Raw genomic sequence first — 15,237 nt, forward strand, 5'->3', positions numbered from 1 at the left:
TAGCCAGCAGCAGTTATTACGCACAACTTAGGAAATATTCATGCACTTAGCAAGTTTAGATAAGTATCAAAACATCGCAGTGGTTGGCCTCGGCCAAACCGGGCTGTCGGTGGTGCGTTACTTGCTAAGTCAGGGCGTTCAACCGGTGCTGTTCGATACTCGCGAACAACCACCCGGCGTGGCCCAGTTACCACCCACGCCAGCTCCTTTAGAATTACATACTGGGCCGCTGCAGGTGGAACATATCTTGGGCATGGATTTACTGATTGTCAGCCCCGGTATTGATTTGCGTACGCCGGTACTGCAATTAGCCGCAGATGCAGCCATTCCAATCATCGGTGACATGGATTTGTTGGCGCTGCATTGGGCTGCCGCACCAGACGCTGCCCCGGTAATGTTAGGCATTACTGGCTCTAATGGAAAATCGACCGTTACCCAGTTGCTGCATGATATTTTGGCGGAGCAAGGCATGGCCGTCGCCATGGGCGGTAATATTGGTATTCCGGTATTGGATTTGCTGGCACAACCAGCCAACATTTATGTGCTAGAGCTGTCCAGCTTTCAGTTAGAGTTAATGCAAAAGTTGCCGTTACGCGGCGCTACCATCCTCAATGTCAGCGATGACCATATGGATAGGTACCACAGCCTACACGACTACTCCCATGCTAAACAACGCATCTACTTAAATGCAGACGTAGCGGTATGGAATCGTGAGCAAGAACTCACGGCGCCCGTGTATATCCCGCCTAGTCGTCAGCGTACTTTTGGGGCCGATACGGGCTTAGCCGATGGCATTGGCGATCTAACCCATGCGCAGTTTGGTTTGCTGCGCCAAGCGGATGGCTTGTGGCTGGCGTATCAAGGCAAACCGTTAGTGGCAGCCCATGAATTGGCCTTAAGCGGCATTCATAATTTGCTGAATGTGCAAGCGGCTTTGGCCTTGGCCGAGCTGGTTGGGGTAAAACCAACGGCAGCGTTAGCGACGGTGAAGCAGTTCCGTGGCCTCGCCCATCGCTGTGAACTGGTAGCTGACCAGCAGGGTGTGCGCTGGGTGAATGATTCTAAAGCCACTAACATTGGGGCTGCCGAGGCGGCTATTCAGGGCCTGCGCGCTAGCGTTAGTGGCAAGTTGATTTTGATTGCTGGCGGCGATGGTAAAGGCGCCGATTTTAGTGCCTTTAAACCTGCTTTAGCGCAAGTAGATCACCTAATCGTGCTAGGCAAAGATGCCGAGCGCATCGCGCAACAAGTAGACCATGCGGAGCGGGTCAAAGATTTAACCCAAGCGGTGGCCGTGGCTGCCTCTTTGGCAACGCCTGGCAGCATGGTGCTGTTATCGCCTGCGTGTGCCAGTTTAGATATGTTCAACAATTATCAGCAACGCGGTGATATGTTCCGTGCCGCCGTGGAGGCCTATTATGGCTGACACTCCAGCACGCACTGAACAACAACTCGAGCTACCCATGCCCGACCGCGCTGAAGCGGTATGGCGGCAATGGGCGCAACGAGCCTGGCAATGGTGGTTGCCACAGCCGACGGTATTGTACGACCGAGTGCTGTTATGGCTGGCGTTCTGCCTCATCGCCATCGGCTTAGTGATGGTGAGCTCAGCGTCGTTTCCGGTTGGCGAACGGCTTACTGGTAATCCGTTTCATTTTGTTACGCGCCACGCCATTTACGTGCTGTTAGGCTTGGCCTTATTGGTGATCTGTGTGCAAGTGCCGGTGCGCTGGTGGTATAACGGCAGTGGCTTACTGTTGTTGTTGGCCATGGCCCTGCTGGTGTTGGTTAGCGTAATTGGGCACGAAGTAAATGGCGCCAAACGCTGGATTAAAATCGGTCCGCTAACCCTGCAGGTAGCTGAAATCGCCAAGCTATTTTTTGTGCTCTATATCGCAAGTTACCTGACCCGACGTGTGGACCAGGTGCAAGAAAACTTACGTGGTTTTATTAAGCCATTGATCGTGCTGGCGTTGTTTGCAGGCTTGTTGCTGATGCAGCCAGACTTTGGTTCCTTGGTAGTGATGACTGCGATTGTGGTGGGCATGCTATTTTTAGCTGGCGCTAGGTTGTGGCAGTTCTTCGCCATCTTGATCACCTTTGCCGTGGTGATCACCTTGCTGATCATTCAAACGCCGTATCGAATGCGGCGCATCGTGAGCTTTTTAGATCCGTGGCAGGACCCCTTTGGTAGCGGCTATCAGTTAACTCAATCCCTGATGGCCTTTGGCCGTGGTGACTGGTTTGGCCAAGGCTTGGGCAATAGCATTCAAAAGTTACAATACCTGCCCGAGGCCCATACCGATTTTATTATGGCCGTGGTCGGCGAAGAGCTTGGCTTTATCGGTATTCTGGTGATTTTGGTGTTGGCCTTTGCGCTGGTGTTACGCGCGTTGCAGCTAGGTCGCGCCGCATTACAAGTGAATCAGCAGTTTGGCGGTTTTGTCGCTTACGGCATCGGTATCTGGTTTGCCTTTCAGGCGATGGTTAACATTGGTGCGGCGGCCGGTCTGTTGCCCACCAAGGGCTTAACCTTACCTTTGGTCAGTTACGGTGGTACCAGTCTATTGATCAGCTGCGTAGCGCTGGGCTTGTTGATGCGAATTGATTACGAATATCGGGTCAGCCAAATCAAAGTGGCACCACGGCGAGTTAACACTAAACTAGGAGGCCAAGCATGAACAAAGTGATGATTGCTGCTGCCGGTACCGGTGGTCACGTGTTTCCGGCCCTCGCTGTTGCAGAAAAGCTGCGTAGTTACGGCTGGCAAGTGGTGTGGTTGGGCACCACGGAACAGCGGCTTGAGGCCAAAGTTGTTCCTGCGGCTGGGTTCACCCTAGAGCAAATTGATATGCAAGGCATGCGCGGGCATGGCTTGCTACGCAAACTGATGACGCCATGGCGCTTGTTTAAAGCGGTACGGCAAAGTCGCAAACTGTTGCGCAAGCATCAAAGCCAGTTGTTACTTACCTTTGGTGGGTACGTGTGTGGGCCAGCCGGTGTGGCTGCACGCAGTTTGGGTATTCCTTTACTGGTGCATGAACAGAATGCCGTGGCCGGACTCACCAACAAATTACTGGCGCGGATGGCACAACATGTGATGGTGGGCTTTGCTGCTGCGAAACAGCAACTTCCGGGGGCCGAGGTTACTGGCAACCCATTGCGGGCCCAGTGGGCACAGCCCCACGCAAGTGCCAACCCAACCGAACAACCGTTGCGATTACTGATCGTGGGCGGCAGTCTAGGCGCACAAGCGCTGAACCAGTGTGTGCCAGCAGCGCTAGCGCAGTTACCAGTAGCGCTATTGCAGCAACTGCAGGTACAGCATCAGTGCGGCGCGCAGCAAACGGCGGCGGTGCAGCAGGCCTATCAGGCGTTGCCGTTAGCCGAAGTTCAAGTACAAGAATTCATTGAAGATATGCACAGCGCCTACCAACAGGCGACGGTGGTGATTTGTCGTGCTGGCGCTTTGACCGTGGCTGAACTGGCGGTACTAGCAACACCGGCGATTTTTGTGCCCTTGCCCCATGCCGTTGATGATCATCAAACGGCGAACGCCAAAGAGTTGGTGAGCATCGGCGCAGCAAGGTTGCTACCGCAACCCCAATTACAGCAAGTTAGTCCGCTAGTGGCTCTGTTAGAAGAGTTGCTTAGCCAACCGGAGGTGCGTCAGCAGATGCGCCAACAGGCAGCTAGCTTAGCCCGCGTAGATGCAACCGAAGCGGTTGTGAATCAGTGTGAACGCTGGGCCAATCCAGAACAATTAACAGCAGGCAATAGGTTATGACAGAGCAAGTAACTGCTAACAGCATTCCTTCCGCACAGGTGAAGGTGCCGGCCATGCGGCGGGTCAAACGCATCCACTTTGTTGGTATCGGTGGCGCGGGTATGGGCGGTATTGCCGAAGTGTTATTACACCAAGGTTATCAAATCACCGGCTCAGATTTAGCAGAAAATGCGGTAACCCAGCGCTTGCGTCACTTTGGTGCGCAAGTATTTCTGGGGCATGCCGCCGAGCATGTGCAAGGCGCTGATGTGATTGTGGTGTCATCTGCCATAGCAGCGAGCAACCCCGAGTTAGTGGCAGCGCAACAGCAGTTTATTCCACAGGTACGACGGGCCGAGATGCTCGCCGAGCTGATGCGGTTTCGCCATGGAGTCGCGATTGCTGGCACCCACGGTAAAACCACCACAACCAGCTTAATTGCCAGTATATTTGCCGAGGCCGAGCTAGATCCAACCTTTGTTATTGGCGGTTTGCTTAACAGCGCTGGCACCAATGCCCGACTGGGCACCAGTAAATACTTAATTGCAGAAGCTGACGAATCTGATGCCTCGTTCTTGCATTTACAGCCGATGGTCTCGGTCGTAACCAACATCGAAGCCGACCACATGGATACCTATGGTGGTGACTTTAATAAGCTGTTGGATACCTATGTGGAATTTTTGCACAACCTGCCGTTCTATGGTCTCGCGGTGATGTGCGTGGACGACCCTGTGGTACGTGAATTACTGCCAAGAATAGGCCGCCATATGATTACCTATGGCTTTAGCCAGGATGCTGATGTGCGCGGTAGCGATTATCGCCAGCAGGGCGGGCAAACCGAATTTACCGTGCATCGTGCCGGCCGCCAGCCGTTGCAGATTCGGCTGAATCTACCAGGCCAGCACAACGCCTTGAATGCGTTGGCAGCCATTGCCGTGGCCACTGATGAAGGGGTTGCCGACAGTGCGATTGTGAGCGCGTTAAACAAGTTTGGCGGCATTGGCCGACGCTTCCAGCATTTGGGCCAGTTCGAGTTGGCAGAAAGCGCAGGCGATGTGTTGCTGGTGGATGACTACGGCCACCACCCATCTGAAGTTGCGGTCACCATTGCGGCGGCCCGCGCCGGTTGGCCTGAGCGGCGCATTGTGATGGCGTTTCAGCCCCATCGCTATTCTCGTACCCGGGATTTGCTTGATGATTTTGTGCAGGTGTTAGGGCAAGTGGATGTGTTGCTATTACTGGACGTTTATAGCGCTGGCGAGGCCGCCATCAACGGCGCCGATAGCAAAGCCTTAGCACGAGCCTTACGGACGCGTGGGCAGATGGAACCTATTTATGTTGGCGATCGAACTCAACTCTATCAAGTGTTGGCCGATATTTTGCAGCCGGGCGATTTAATGCTAGCTCAAGGTGCCGGTAATATCGGTGCCATCGCTCGTGATTTGGCCGCGACGCAATTACAGCCGGCCGCATTACGCCGGCTAGCCGCTACTGAACAGCAACAGTCACAGGATAAAGGAGCCTAAAACGGTGAAACAGTTTGGTAAAGTTGCGGTATTGATGGGTGGACATTCAGCCGAGCGCGAGGTGTCGTTGCGTTCTGGAGCCGCCGTGTTAGCCGCGTTGCAGAGTCAAGGAGTGGATGCGCACGGTTTCGATCCGGCTGAGCAGCCGCTCACCGAACTGGTCAGCCACGGCTTTCAGCGCGCTTTTATCGCGCTGCATGGGCGTGGCGGTGAAGATGGTGCGGTGCAAGGGGCACTGCAGTATCTAAATATCCCCTACACTGGCAGTGGGGTGTTGGGCTGCGCCCTAGCCATGGATAAAGTACGCACCAAGCGGGTCTGGCAAGGGGCTGGACTACCAGTAGCGGCAAGCGCAGTGGTGCGTCGTGAGCAGGCTGTCGACGTCGCCGGGTTATTGCAAGAGTTGGGCGGCAAAGTGATGGTGAAACCAGCCCAAGAAGGGTCAAGCATTGGCATGGGTTCTGCTAGTTCAGTGGCAGAACTCACGAACGCCTTAGTCCAAGCTCATCAGTACGATGATGAAGCCTTGGTAGAAGCTTGGTTGGCTGGGCCAGAGTACACCGTAGCTATTTTGGGTGATACGGCGTTGCCGGCGATTCGGCTCCAGACCACCCACGAATTTTATGATTATGCGGCTAAGTACCAAGCTACGGATACCCAGTACCATTGTCCCGCGGGGTTATGCGAATTAGAAGAGCGTGCTCTCGGCCAATTGGCTTACAGTGCGTTTCAGGCCGTTGGCGGGCGCGGTTGGGGCCGTATTGATGTGATGTGCGACGCACAAGGTAACTACAAGCTACTCGAGGCTAACATGGTGCCCGGTATGACCACCAAGAGTTTGGTGCCGATGGCAGCGAAAGCAACGGGCCTGAGTTTTGAGCAACTGGTATTGAGCATTTTGCAACACAGCGAGGTGTAAGGTGGCGGCAATCCGCTGGCAGTTTTGGCTAGGCTTGAGCTTTTTTACCAGCGTAGTCATGGCCACCCTAGCTGGCGCCATTTGGTTGTACTATCTGGCCATGGATGCCAACCAAGTACCTATTAACAAGCTGGTGGTGCAGGGTGAGTTGGTGTATTTGGAGCGTAGCGATGTGCGCGCCCTCTTAACGGGCGAACCGCTGGGGAGTTTTTTCTCCGCCGATGTGAACGAGATTCGGCAGCGCTTAGAGCAGATGCCGTGGGTAGAACAGGCGTCGGTGCGCAAAGAATGGCCGGATGTGTTGCAAGTGTTTATTGTAGAGCGGCAACCCTTGGGGTATTGGAATGCAAAGCAGCGGCCGAACGCCTTAGTGAGCACCAAAGGCAGGGTATTTGAGGCTGATGTAAGCCGCATTGAAGTGCTGTTGCCTTACTTTGAAGGGCCCGAGAAAGCTGTGTTAGAGACCCTTGAATATTATCAGCAAGTGCATGAATTATTGAAGATTAATGGTCACCAAGTAACAGCCTTACGGCTCAGTGAAAGGTTTTCGGTAGAAGTAGATTTGCTGGCGGGTATTACCCTCCGGCTGGGGCGTGAAGCCATCGTTGAACGAGTGCAGCGGTTTATTGATTTATTTCCGCAGATTGTGCGCCAACGGGCAACCCCAATAGCATATGTAGATTTGCGCTACGACACAGGTGTGGCCGTAGGCTGGAAACAACCAACAGAGAAACAAGAAAGAGAGTGACATAACATGTCGAAAGCAGCAGAGCGGAACATGGTTGTAGGGTTAGATATCGGCACCAGCAAAGTGGTGACGCTGATTGGCGAAGTGATGCCAGACGGCGAAATCAGTGTGATTGGCGTTGGTGCAGCCGCTGCCCGAGGCATGGATAAAGGGGGCGTGAACGACCTTAATCTGGTGGTGCAGTCGGTGCAGCGAGCCATCGAAGAAGCTGAGTTGATGGCGGACTGTCGCGTGGCCTCGGTATATCTGAATATTTCGGGGCGCCATATCGCCTGTCAGAATGAATCGGGTATGGTGCCGATTAACGAAGCCGAAGTAACCCAAGACGACGTCGATGCGGTGATTCATGCGGCTAAATCTGTGCCTATAGCGCAAGAGCGCCGCATTCTGCACGTGTTACCGCAAGAATTTATCATCGATTCCCAAGAGAGCATCAAAAGCCCTATTGGCATGTCTGGGGTACGCATGGAGGCACGGGTGCATATCATTACCTGTGCCAACGACATGGCCAAGAACATTGTGAAGGCAGTTGAACGCTGCAGTTTAAGCGTCGATTGCTTGGTGTTTTCAGCATTGGCATCAAGTACTTCGGTGCTTACCGAAGACGAAAAAGATCTAGGCGTTGCGCTAGTGGATATGGGCGCGGGCACCATAGATATCTGTATCTATACCGGTGGCGTCTTGCGTCACACAGCGGTTATCCCTGCGGCGGGTAATCAAGTGACCAGCGATATTGCCAAGATTTTTCGCACCCCGCTGAATCACGCCGAAGAAATCAAAACCAAATACGCGTGTGCGCTGCGCCAGATGGTGAACAAAGACGAGCACATTGAAGTACCGTCAGTGGGTGGGCGCCCAGCGCGTAGCATGGAGCGGCATATCTTGGCTGAGGTGGTGGAGCCGCGCTATCAAGAACTGTTTGAGTTGATTCGCGACGAAATCACCAAAAGCGGGCTAGATGAACAGATTGCCGCTGGCATTGTCTTAACTGGAGGCTGCGGCCGCATGGAAGGCGCCATCGAATTTGCCGAAGAAATCTTCCAAATGCCGGTACGCTTAGGCGAGCCGTTAGGGATGCAAGGATTAAGTGATTACGTGCAAGATCCTACCTATGCAACAGCCGTAGGATTATTGCGCTATGGTGCTGCCGATATGCAGCGTCAACAACAAGAAAAGAGTAGCACCAATGTCATTGGCATTGGTAAGCGCCTAGTAAGTTGGTTAAAAGGCGAGTTTTAATCAAAACAATGTTTTCAATGAAGTTTATGGGGTAGTACAATAAGCAGGTAACAGGAGAACTAACATGCCAGACGTATTCGAAGTAGTCGACAACTTTGATACTGACGCAGTGATTAAAGTCATTGGCGTTGGTGGTGGCGGTGGTAACGCCGTTAAACACATGATTCAAAACTCGATTGAGGGTGTTGAATTTTTAATTGCCAATACAGATGCGCAAGCATTACGCAATAATAATACCTACGGTACCATTCAGTTAGGTGCTGAAATTACCAAAGGTCTAGGTGCCGGGGCCAACCCAGAAATTGGCCGTCAGGCAGCCGAAGAAGCGCGTGAAGAAATTCGCGCTAAGCTTGAAGGCGCCGACATGGTATTTATTGCCGCAGGTATGGGCGGTGGTACCGGTACGGGTGCAGCGCCAGTAGTCGCAGAAGTTGCGAAAGAGCTGGGCATTTTGACCGTTGCCGTGGTGACCAAGCCGTTTCCGTTTGAGGGTAATCGACGGATGGCTGCAGCGAACGAAGGGATTGCACAATTAGCCCGTCATGTTGACTCGCTAATCACCATTCCTAACGAAAAGCTGTTGAAAGTATTAGGTAAATCAACGTCGTTGCTGGCCGCTTTTGCCGAAGCTAACAACGTCTTGTTAGGTGCGGTACAAGGCATCTCTGATTTGATTACCCGCGACGGTTTGATCAATGTCGACTTTGCTGACGTACGTACAGTGATGCGCGAAATGGGTACCGCTATGATGGGTACCGGTATCGCAAGTGGTGAAGACCGTGCGTCTGAAGCCGCAGAAATGGCCATTAACAGTCCGTTATTGGAAGACATCGACCTATCAGGTGCACGTGGCGTGTTGTTGAACATCACCGCCGGCATGGATCTGAGCATGGAAGAGTTTGAAACTGTGGGCAACATCGTGAAGGGCTTTGTCTCTGAAAACGCCACAGTGATTGTCGGAACTGTAATCGACATGGATATGTCTGATGAGTTGCGGGTGACTGTAGTTGCAACGGGGATTGGCGGTGAGCGTAAGCCAGATATCTCGATTGTAACTAAGCCGAAAACTGAAGAGCGTCCTACTTACGGTTCACGTACTACGCCTAACCGCACTGCCGGTTATGGCGGTGCCACAGCACCTAAGTTTGACCAAGAACTCGACGAAGAAGAGCAAGAGCTGGTAGAGCCGCAAGCAACTAAGCCTGCAGCTAAGCCACAAGGCTCACAACGTAACGATATGGATTATTTAGATATTCCAGCGTTTTTACGTCGTCAGGTCGACTAATAATCACACAATATTGTGATGTTAGCGGTGTTTTGATAAACTATTGCGCCTTTTGCTGGTCCAATGACTAGATGAGAAGAGAGAATAGATGATTAAACAACGTACCATAAAGCAACCTATTGCAACCACAGGTGTGGGTTTGCATAAGGGTAACAAGGTTCATTTATCGCTGCGTCCAGCGCCAGTTAATACTGGCTTGGTGTTTCGGCGGGTAGATTTGAACCCAGCTGTTGATATTCCTGCTAACGCTGAGTTAGTGCGGGATACGCGTATGTGTACCTGTTTAATCAATGATGACAACGTGCGCGTATCAACGGTCGAGCATTTGCTAGCTGCGATCGCTGCGATGGGCATCGATAACTTGATCATCGAAGTCGATAGCCATGAAATTCCGATCATGGATGGTAGCTCACACCCATTTATTTACCTGCTACAGAGCGCAGGAATTGAAGAGCAGGGCGCAGCCAAAAAGTTTATCAAGATCAAGCAGCCGGTTCGGGTTGAAGAAGATGACAAGTGGGCGGAACTACTACCCCATGATGGCTTCCGCATTGATTTTGCCATCGACTTTGACCATCCGGCTATTGCTGACACCAAGCAAATGGTGAGCATTGACTTCAATAGCAACAATTTCATCAAAGAAATTAGCCGAGCTCGCACCTTCGGCTTTATGAAAGATATTGAGTTTTTGCGTGCTAATAACTTAGCCCTCGGCGGCAGCTTTGATAACGCCGTGGTGTTAGATGAGTTCCGTATTTTAAACAGCGATGGCTTGCGTTATGACGACGAGTTCGTGAAGCACAAGGTGCTTGATGCCGTGGGCGATTTATACATGGGCGGGTATGCCATTTTGGGCAACTTGCGTGCGTTCAAATCGGGCCATGCGCTCAATAATCAGCTGTTACGGGCGGTGCTGCAGAATCAAGAAGCGTGGGAATTTGTCACCTTCGACGATGACGTTGCTGAAGCACCTATTGCGTTTGCCAATCCGATTTTGGCCTAAGCAAGCAATCAGCACGAGCAGTAAGCGCAATTAATAACGAAAGGCTCTGACAGTATCACTGCAGAGCCTTTTTTGTTGGGTAACTCAGATTAGCCAATTCAAGCCAGCTAACTCTCGTTGGCCGCGTCAGCCTCGTACTTATCGGCTAAGGCCAATAACTGCGAACGCAGGGGCTCTGGACAAAGCTGTGCTTGTTGGCGTAATTGGCTGGCTGCCGAGCTTTTGCTGGGGGCAGAGCCGCTGCCAGCGGGTGCTGTTGTCGGTTGCAGTGGCACCGGCGCGTTAGGCGTTGGGTTGTGGTTATCAGCCTGTCTCATCGCCGGGGGTTGGCTCACGGGACGCACCTGCACTTCTAGCTGGTTGATTGCAGTCGTAGAATTAGCGGCAAAATGCGTTATAATGCGCCCTTGTTGAAGTTTTAGCCGGCTGGCAATAGTGCCTGAGGCAGCTTCAATAACCAAGGTGTTGGCTCGCACTGATAGCACCTTACAATAAGCACTAAGAGGCGCCAGCTGTAACGATATCAAACAATCGTTTAAAAGCTGTTGCCAGAGTTGGTATTGCTCGGTAAAGTCAGTAAAACGCCGTAGCTGCTTACCATCTATAAGCTGTTGTAAATTGCGTGGGCGGGTACGGGCCATAAAATCATTCATTAGCAACGAGAGATTGCATGAGTTTAACAGTCTTCTATCGAGGCTCCAAAGTTAAATTCGGTATCAAACTTAGTCGGCGGCGCATGCTGTCGTTAGCTGGGTTGGCCGCATTAGGCGTGCTGGCGGTAACTAAGCCGTGGCAAGCAGGAAGTCTCGATCTCGATCAAGCACGGCAGAATATCAGCAAAGAGCAATTGGCTTTAGCTGCGCAAGAGCAAGCTGTGCAAGCGCTAAAAGCTGATACCGAGAAAAAATTAACAGCCATGACCATCTATTTGGGTGAGATGCAATCGCAGCTGCGTCGGCTTGACGCTTTAGGCCAGCGGTTAGCATCGGTTGCCGAATTGGATAATGGCGAATTTGACTTTAATGAGCCGCCCCAGTTGATTATGGGTGGCCCTGAAGTAGCTATTACCGAAGCACCAGCCGTAGACGCGCGCGATGTGATTGAACGCATCGAAGCCATGATGGGTGAGCTTTCCAACAAACAAAAACAATTGGCACTACTTGAGTCTGTGATGATGAGTCACCATATCTCAGCAGAGAGCTACATTGCTGGGCGCCCTATCGAGAAAGGCTGGCTCTCGTCGCAGTACGGGGTTCGTAAAGATCCTTTTAACGGTAATCCAGCCATGCATAAAGGCCTCGACTTCGCCAGTTTAGAAGAAGGCGCAGGCGTTTTTGCCACCGGTGCCGGGGTAGTAACCTGGGCCGGGGACCGCTCTGGCTATGGTAAGTTAATTGAAATTGATCATGGGGGTGGCCTCAAAACGCGTTACGGCCACAGTAAAGAATTGCTGGTTAAAGAAGGTGACGTGGTCACCCGCGGCCAGCGCATAGCCTTAATTGGCAGCACCGGGCGCTCTACGGGGCCCCATGTTCATTACGAAGTGCTGCGCAATAATAAGCAAATCGACCCCTATAAATACGTATACCGCTCGGCCGAATAGGCCCAGCGGTTTTCACCACAGGAACACGCATTCTCATGTTAGGTAGTTTATTCCGTAAGGTTTTTGGTAGCCGCAACGATCGTATTCTGAAAGGTTTACAAAAGAACGTTCAAAAAATTAACGCCATAGAGCCAGAATTCGAAGCCCTCAGCGATGAAGAACTCAAACAAAAAACGGCTGAATTCAAACAACGCATTGCTGCTGGCGAAACGCTGGATAATTTGCTCGTGGAAGCTTTTGCTACCGTCCGCGAAGCATCCAAGCGAGTGTTTAAGATGCGCCACTTTGATGTGCAGCTAATAGGCGGCATGATCTTAAACAACAACCGTATTGCAGAAATGCGTACCGGTGAAGGTAAAACCTTAACGGCGACTTTATCCGCTTACTTGAATGCCTTGGCAGGTAAAGGTGTTCACATAGTTACGGTCAACGATTACTTGGCTCGTCGTGATGCGGAAACCAACCGCCCGCTGTTTGAATTTTTGGGCATGACGGTAGCCTTTAACATCCCCGGTATGCAGCAGCACGACAAGCGCCTCGCTTACGCCGCTGACATCACCTACGGTACCAACAACGAGTTTGGCTTTGATTACCTGCGTGACAACATGGCGTTTCGTCCAGAAGACCGCGTACAACGCGAGCTCAACTACGCCATCGTCGACGAAGTTGACTCGATTTTGATCGATGAAGCCCGTACCCCATTGATCATCTCGGGTGCCGCTGAAGACAGTTCAGACATGTACACGCGCATGAACGAGCTGGTACCTATGTTGGTACGTCAAGAGAAAGAAGATACCGAAGAAGAGCGTGGTGAAGGCGATTTCACCATCGATGAAAAATCTAAGCAGTTGCACTTAACTGAACATGGCCAAGAACACGTTGAGCAGATCTTGAAAGAACGCGGCATGCTGGCTGAGGACGACTCGCTCTACAACGCTGCCAATATCACCTTGCTCCATCACGTGAACGCCGCATTGCGCGCCAATCACTTGTTCCAAAAAGATGTCGATTACATCGTCAAAGACGACCAAATCGTGATTGTTGATGAGCATACCGGTCGTACGATGGAAGGCCGGCGCTGGTCTGAAGGCTTACACCAAGCAATTGAAGCGAAAGAAGGGGTGCGTATTCAGAACGAGAACCAAACCTTGGCCTCGATCACCTTCCAGAACTACTTCCGTCTCTACAACAAGTTAGCGGGTATGACAGGTACCGCCGATACCGAAGCCTTTGAGTTTCAAAGTATCTATGGCCTAGAAACTGTAGTGATCCCAACCAACCGGCCGATGGTTCGTGACGATCGTCCAGACTTGATTTTTATTACCGCTGAAGAAAAATACGAAGCTATTGTGAACGACATTGAAGAGTGCCGCAAAGCCCAGCGTCCTGTGCTGGTGGGTACTATTTCGATTGAAACTTCCGAACTACTATCACGGCTACTGAAGAAAAAGAAAATCCCACACAACGTGCTGAACGCCAAATTCCACGAACGTGAGGCTGATATCGTAGCCCAAGCCGGTTTACCAGGTGCAGTCACCATAGCTACCAACATGGCTGGGCGTGGTACCGACATCGTATTAGGTGGTAATTTACAAGCTGAAATTGAAGCCTTGAAAGAGCCAACCCCAGAGCAAATCGAGCAAGTGAAAGCGGCTTGGCAGCAACGCCACGATGCCGTGTTAGCCGCCGGTGGTTTGCATATTATTGGTACCGAGCGTCATGAATCTCGCCGTATCGATAACCAGCTGCGTGGTCGTGCAGGGCGTCAAGGTGATGCTGGTTCATCGCGCTTCTATTTGTCGCTAGAAGATAGCTTGATGCGGATTTTTGCCTCAGACCGTATGGCTGGCATGATGAAGCGTTTGGGCATGAAACGCGGAGAAGCCATAGAGCATCCGTGGGTTAGCCGAGCCATTGAAAACGCACAACGTAAAGTGGAAGGCCGTAACTTTGATATGCGTAAACAGCTATTAGAGTACGATGATGTAGCCAACGACCAACGTAAAGTGGTGTACGAGCAGCGCAACGAACTACTTGATGAAGGTGATATTTCTGACACCATAAAAGTGATTCGTGCCGATGTGATGGACAGCGTTATCAGTGAATATATTGCACCGCAGTCACTGCATGAAATGTGGGATATTGCCGGTTTAGAAGAACGTTTACGTGCAGATTTCGCCCTACCGTTGCCAATTCAGCAGTGGTTAGACGAAGATGAGCGTTTACACGAAGAGAAGCTGCGCGAGCGCATCCTAACGGAACTCGAGCAAGCGTATGAGCAAAAAGAGCAGATGGTTGGCCCTGAAGTACTGCGCCAGTTTGAAAAAACCATCATGCTGCAGAGCCTAGATACCCATTGGAAAGAACACTTGGCCTCGATGGACCATTTGCGCCAAGGCATTCATTTGCGCAGTTATGCGCAGAAGAATCCGAAGCAAGAATACAAACGCGAAGCCTTTGAGTTGTTCTCAGACATGCTGGAATCGTTAAAGCTTGAAGTGATTACCATTTTGAGCAAAGTACGGGTACGTGCCGAAGAAGACGTCGAGGCGGTAGAGGCGAAACGTGCTGCCGCAGCAGCCGCTCAGCGCCAAGAGTATCAACACGAAAGTGCCAGTACCAGTGGCGCCGACCAGCCTAGCGCACCAGCCGGCCCAGCTCCGGTTGGTCGTAACGATCCGTGCCCATGTGGCTCTGGTAAGAAGTTTAAACAGTGCCATGGCAAGCTCTAATCGCGTTCATGTGGCCGTTGGCGTTATTGAAGATGACAACGGCCATATCTTTATCAGCTGTCGCCACCCACATTTACATCAAGGCGGTAAATGGGAGTTTCCTGGAGGCAAGGTAGAGGCTAACGAGAGCGTCTATGAGGCGCTTTGTCGTGAGTTGCAAGAAGAGTGTAATCTAACCGTGCAGCAAGCCTGTCCACTAACGGTGATCACCCACGATTACAGTGACAAGCAAGTACTACTGGATGTGTGGATGGTGACTGCATTTAGTGGTTCGGTAAGCCAGCAAGAAGGGCAGCAATGGCGCTGGGTGCCGGTCTACGAATTGGATGCTTATCCGTTTCCGCCGGCCAATCAGCCGATTATTGAGGTCTTGCAACGGCGCTAAGCTCGCCGATCAGCACGGCCGGCTTTCATGC

General features: G+C 51.8%; 13 protein-coding genes. 12 read left to right on the plus strand and 1 reads right to left on the minus strand.

Annotated elements, in window-relative coordinates; all coding sequences use genetic code 11:
* The first annotated feature begins 40 nt into the window (after positions 1 to 40).
* The 9 genes from murD (at position 41) to lpxC (ending at position 10,486) form a co-directional block, all read left to right on the plus strand.
* Positions 41 to 1,426 carry a UDP-N-acetylmuramoyl-L-alanine--D-glutamate ligase gene (murD, locus tag NOG12_RS07630; RefSeq protein WP_313932878.1) on the plus strand — a complete coding sequence of 462 codons (1,386 nt, stop codon included), beginning with the start codon at positions 41 to 43 and terminating at the stop codon, positions 1,424 to 1,426.
* Positions 1,419 to 2,681 carry a cell division protein FtsW gene (gene ftsW / locus NOG12_RS07635; RefSeq protein WP_313932879.1) on the plus strand — a complete coding sequence of 421 codons (1,263 nt, stop codon included), beginning with the start codon at positions 1,419 to 1,421 and terminating at the stop codon, positions 2,679 to 2,681. The genes murD and ftsW overlap by 8 nt, the downstream gene beginning before the upstream one ends.
* Complete coding sequence (gene murG, locus NOG12_RS07640) at positions 2,678 to 3,787, plus strand: undecaprenyldiphospho-muramoylpentapeptide beta-N-acetylglucosaminyltransferase (protein WP_313932880.1); 1,110 nt, start codon at positions 2,678 to 2,680, stop codon at positions 3,785 to 3,787. The genes ftsW and murG overlap by 4 nt, the downstream gene beginning before the upstream one ends.
* Positions 3,784 to 5,292: a UDP-N-acetylmuramate--L-alanine ligase gene (murC, locus tag NOG12_RS07645; protein WP_313932881.1), complete on the plus strand. Its 1,509-nt coding sequence runs from the start codon at positions 3,784 to 3,786 to the stop codon at positions 5,290 to 5,292. The genes murG and murC overlap by 4 nt, the downstream gene beginning before the upstream one ends.
* A gap of 4 nt (positions 5,293 to 5,296) precedes the next feature.
* On the plus strand, positions 5,297 to 6,211 hold the full coding sequence (locus NOG12_RS07650; protein ID WP_313932882.1) for a D-alanine--D-alanine ligase: 915 nt from the start codon (positions 5,297 to 5,299) through the stop codon (positions 6,209 to 6,211).
* Position 6,212: 1 nt separating this feature from the next.
* Positions 6,213 to 6,959, plus strand: a complete 747-nt coding sequence (locus tag NOG12_RS07655; RefSeq protein ID WP_313932883.1) for a cell division protein FtsQ/DivIB — start codon at positions 6,213 to 6,215, stop codon at positions 6,957 to 6,959.
* Positions 6,960 to 6,965: 6 nt separating this feature from the next.
* Positions 6,966 to 8,198: a cell division protein FtsA gene (ftsA, locus tag NOG12_RS07660; protein WP_110075949.1), complete on the plus strand. Its 1,233-nt coding sequence runs from the start codon at positions 6,966 to 6,968 to the stop codon at positions 8,196 to 8,198.
* Between the two features lie 64 nt (positions 8,199 to 8,262).
* Positions 8,263 to 9,483 carry a cell division protein FtsZ gene (gene ftsZ / locus NOG12_RS07665; protein WP_313932884.1) on the plus strand — a complete coding sequence of 407 codons (1,221 nt, stop codon included), beginning with the start codon at positions 8,263 to 8,265 and terminating at the stop codon, positions 9,481 to 9,483.
* Positions 9,484 to 9,571: 88 nt separating this feature from the next.
* Entirely contained in the window at positions 9,572 to 10,486 is a 915-nt protein-coding gene (gene lpxC, locus NOG12_RS07670; RefSeq protein WP_313932885.1) for a UDP-3-O-acyl-N-acetylglucosamine deacetylase, read from the plus strand.
* 107 nt (positions 10,487 to 10,593) lie between these two features.
* On the opposite strand, the gene NOG12_RS07675 is transcribed toward lpxC, so the two are convergent.
* Entirely contained in the window at positions 10,594 to 11,139 is a 546-nt protein-coding gene (locus NOG12_RS07675; protein WP_313932886.1) for a DciA family protein, read from the minus strand.
* A gap of 17 nt (positions 11,140 to 11,156) precedes the next feature.
* On the opposite strand from NOG12_RS07675, the gene NOG12_RS07680 reads away from it, so the two are divergent.
* Genes NOG12_RS07680 through mutT form a run of 3 tightly spaced genes read left to right on the plus strand, consistent with a single transcriptional unit; the run spans position 11,157 to position 15,206 of the window.
* Positions 11,157 to 12,089 (plus strand): M23 family metallopeptidase, encoded by a 933-nt coding sequence (locus NOG12_RS07680; RefSeq protein WP_153826424.1) that lies wholly within the window; start codon positions 11,157 to 11,159, stop codon positions 12,087 to 12,089.
* 35 nt (positions 12,090 to 12,124) lie between these two features.
* Positions 12,125 to 14,821: a preprotein translocase subunit SecA gene (gene secA / locus NOG12_RS07685; protein ID WP_153826423.1), complete on the plus strand. Its 2,697-nt coding sequence runs from the start codon at positions 12,125 to 12,127 to the stop codon at positions 14,819 to 14,821.
* Positions 14,808 to 15,206: an 8-oxo-dGTP diphosphatase MutT gene (gene mutT, locus NOG12_RS07690; RefSeq protein ID WP_313932887.1), complete on the plus strand. Its 399-nt coding sequence runs from the start codon at positions 14,808 to 14,810 to the stop codon at positions 15,204 to 15,206. Before secA ends, mutT begins: the two co-directional genes overlap by 14 nt.
* Positions 15,207 to 15,237: the final 31 nt, after the last annotated feature.

This window comes from Pseudidiomarina fusca (assembly GCF_032227045.1).
In the GTDB taxonomy this organism is placed as follows: domain Bacteria; phylum Pseudomonadota; class Gammaproteobacteria; order Enterobacterales; family Alteromonadaceae; genus Pseudidiomarina; species Pseudidiomarina fusca.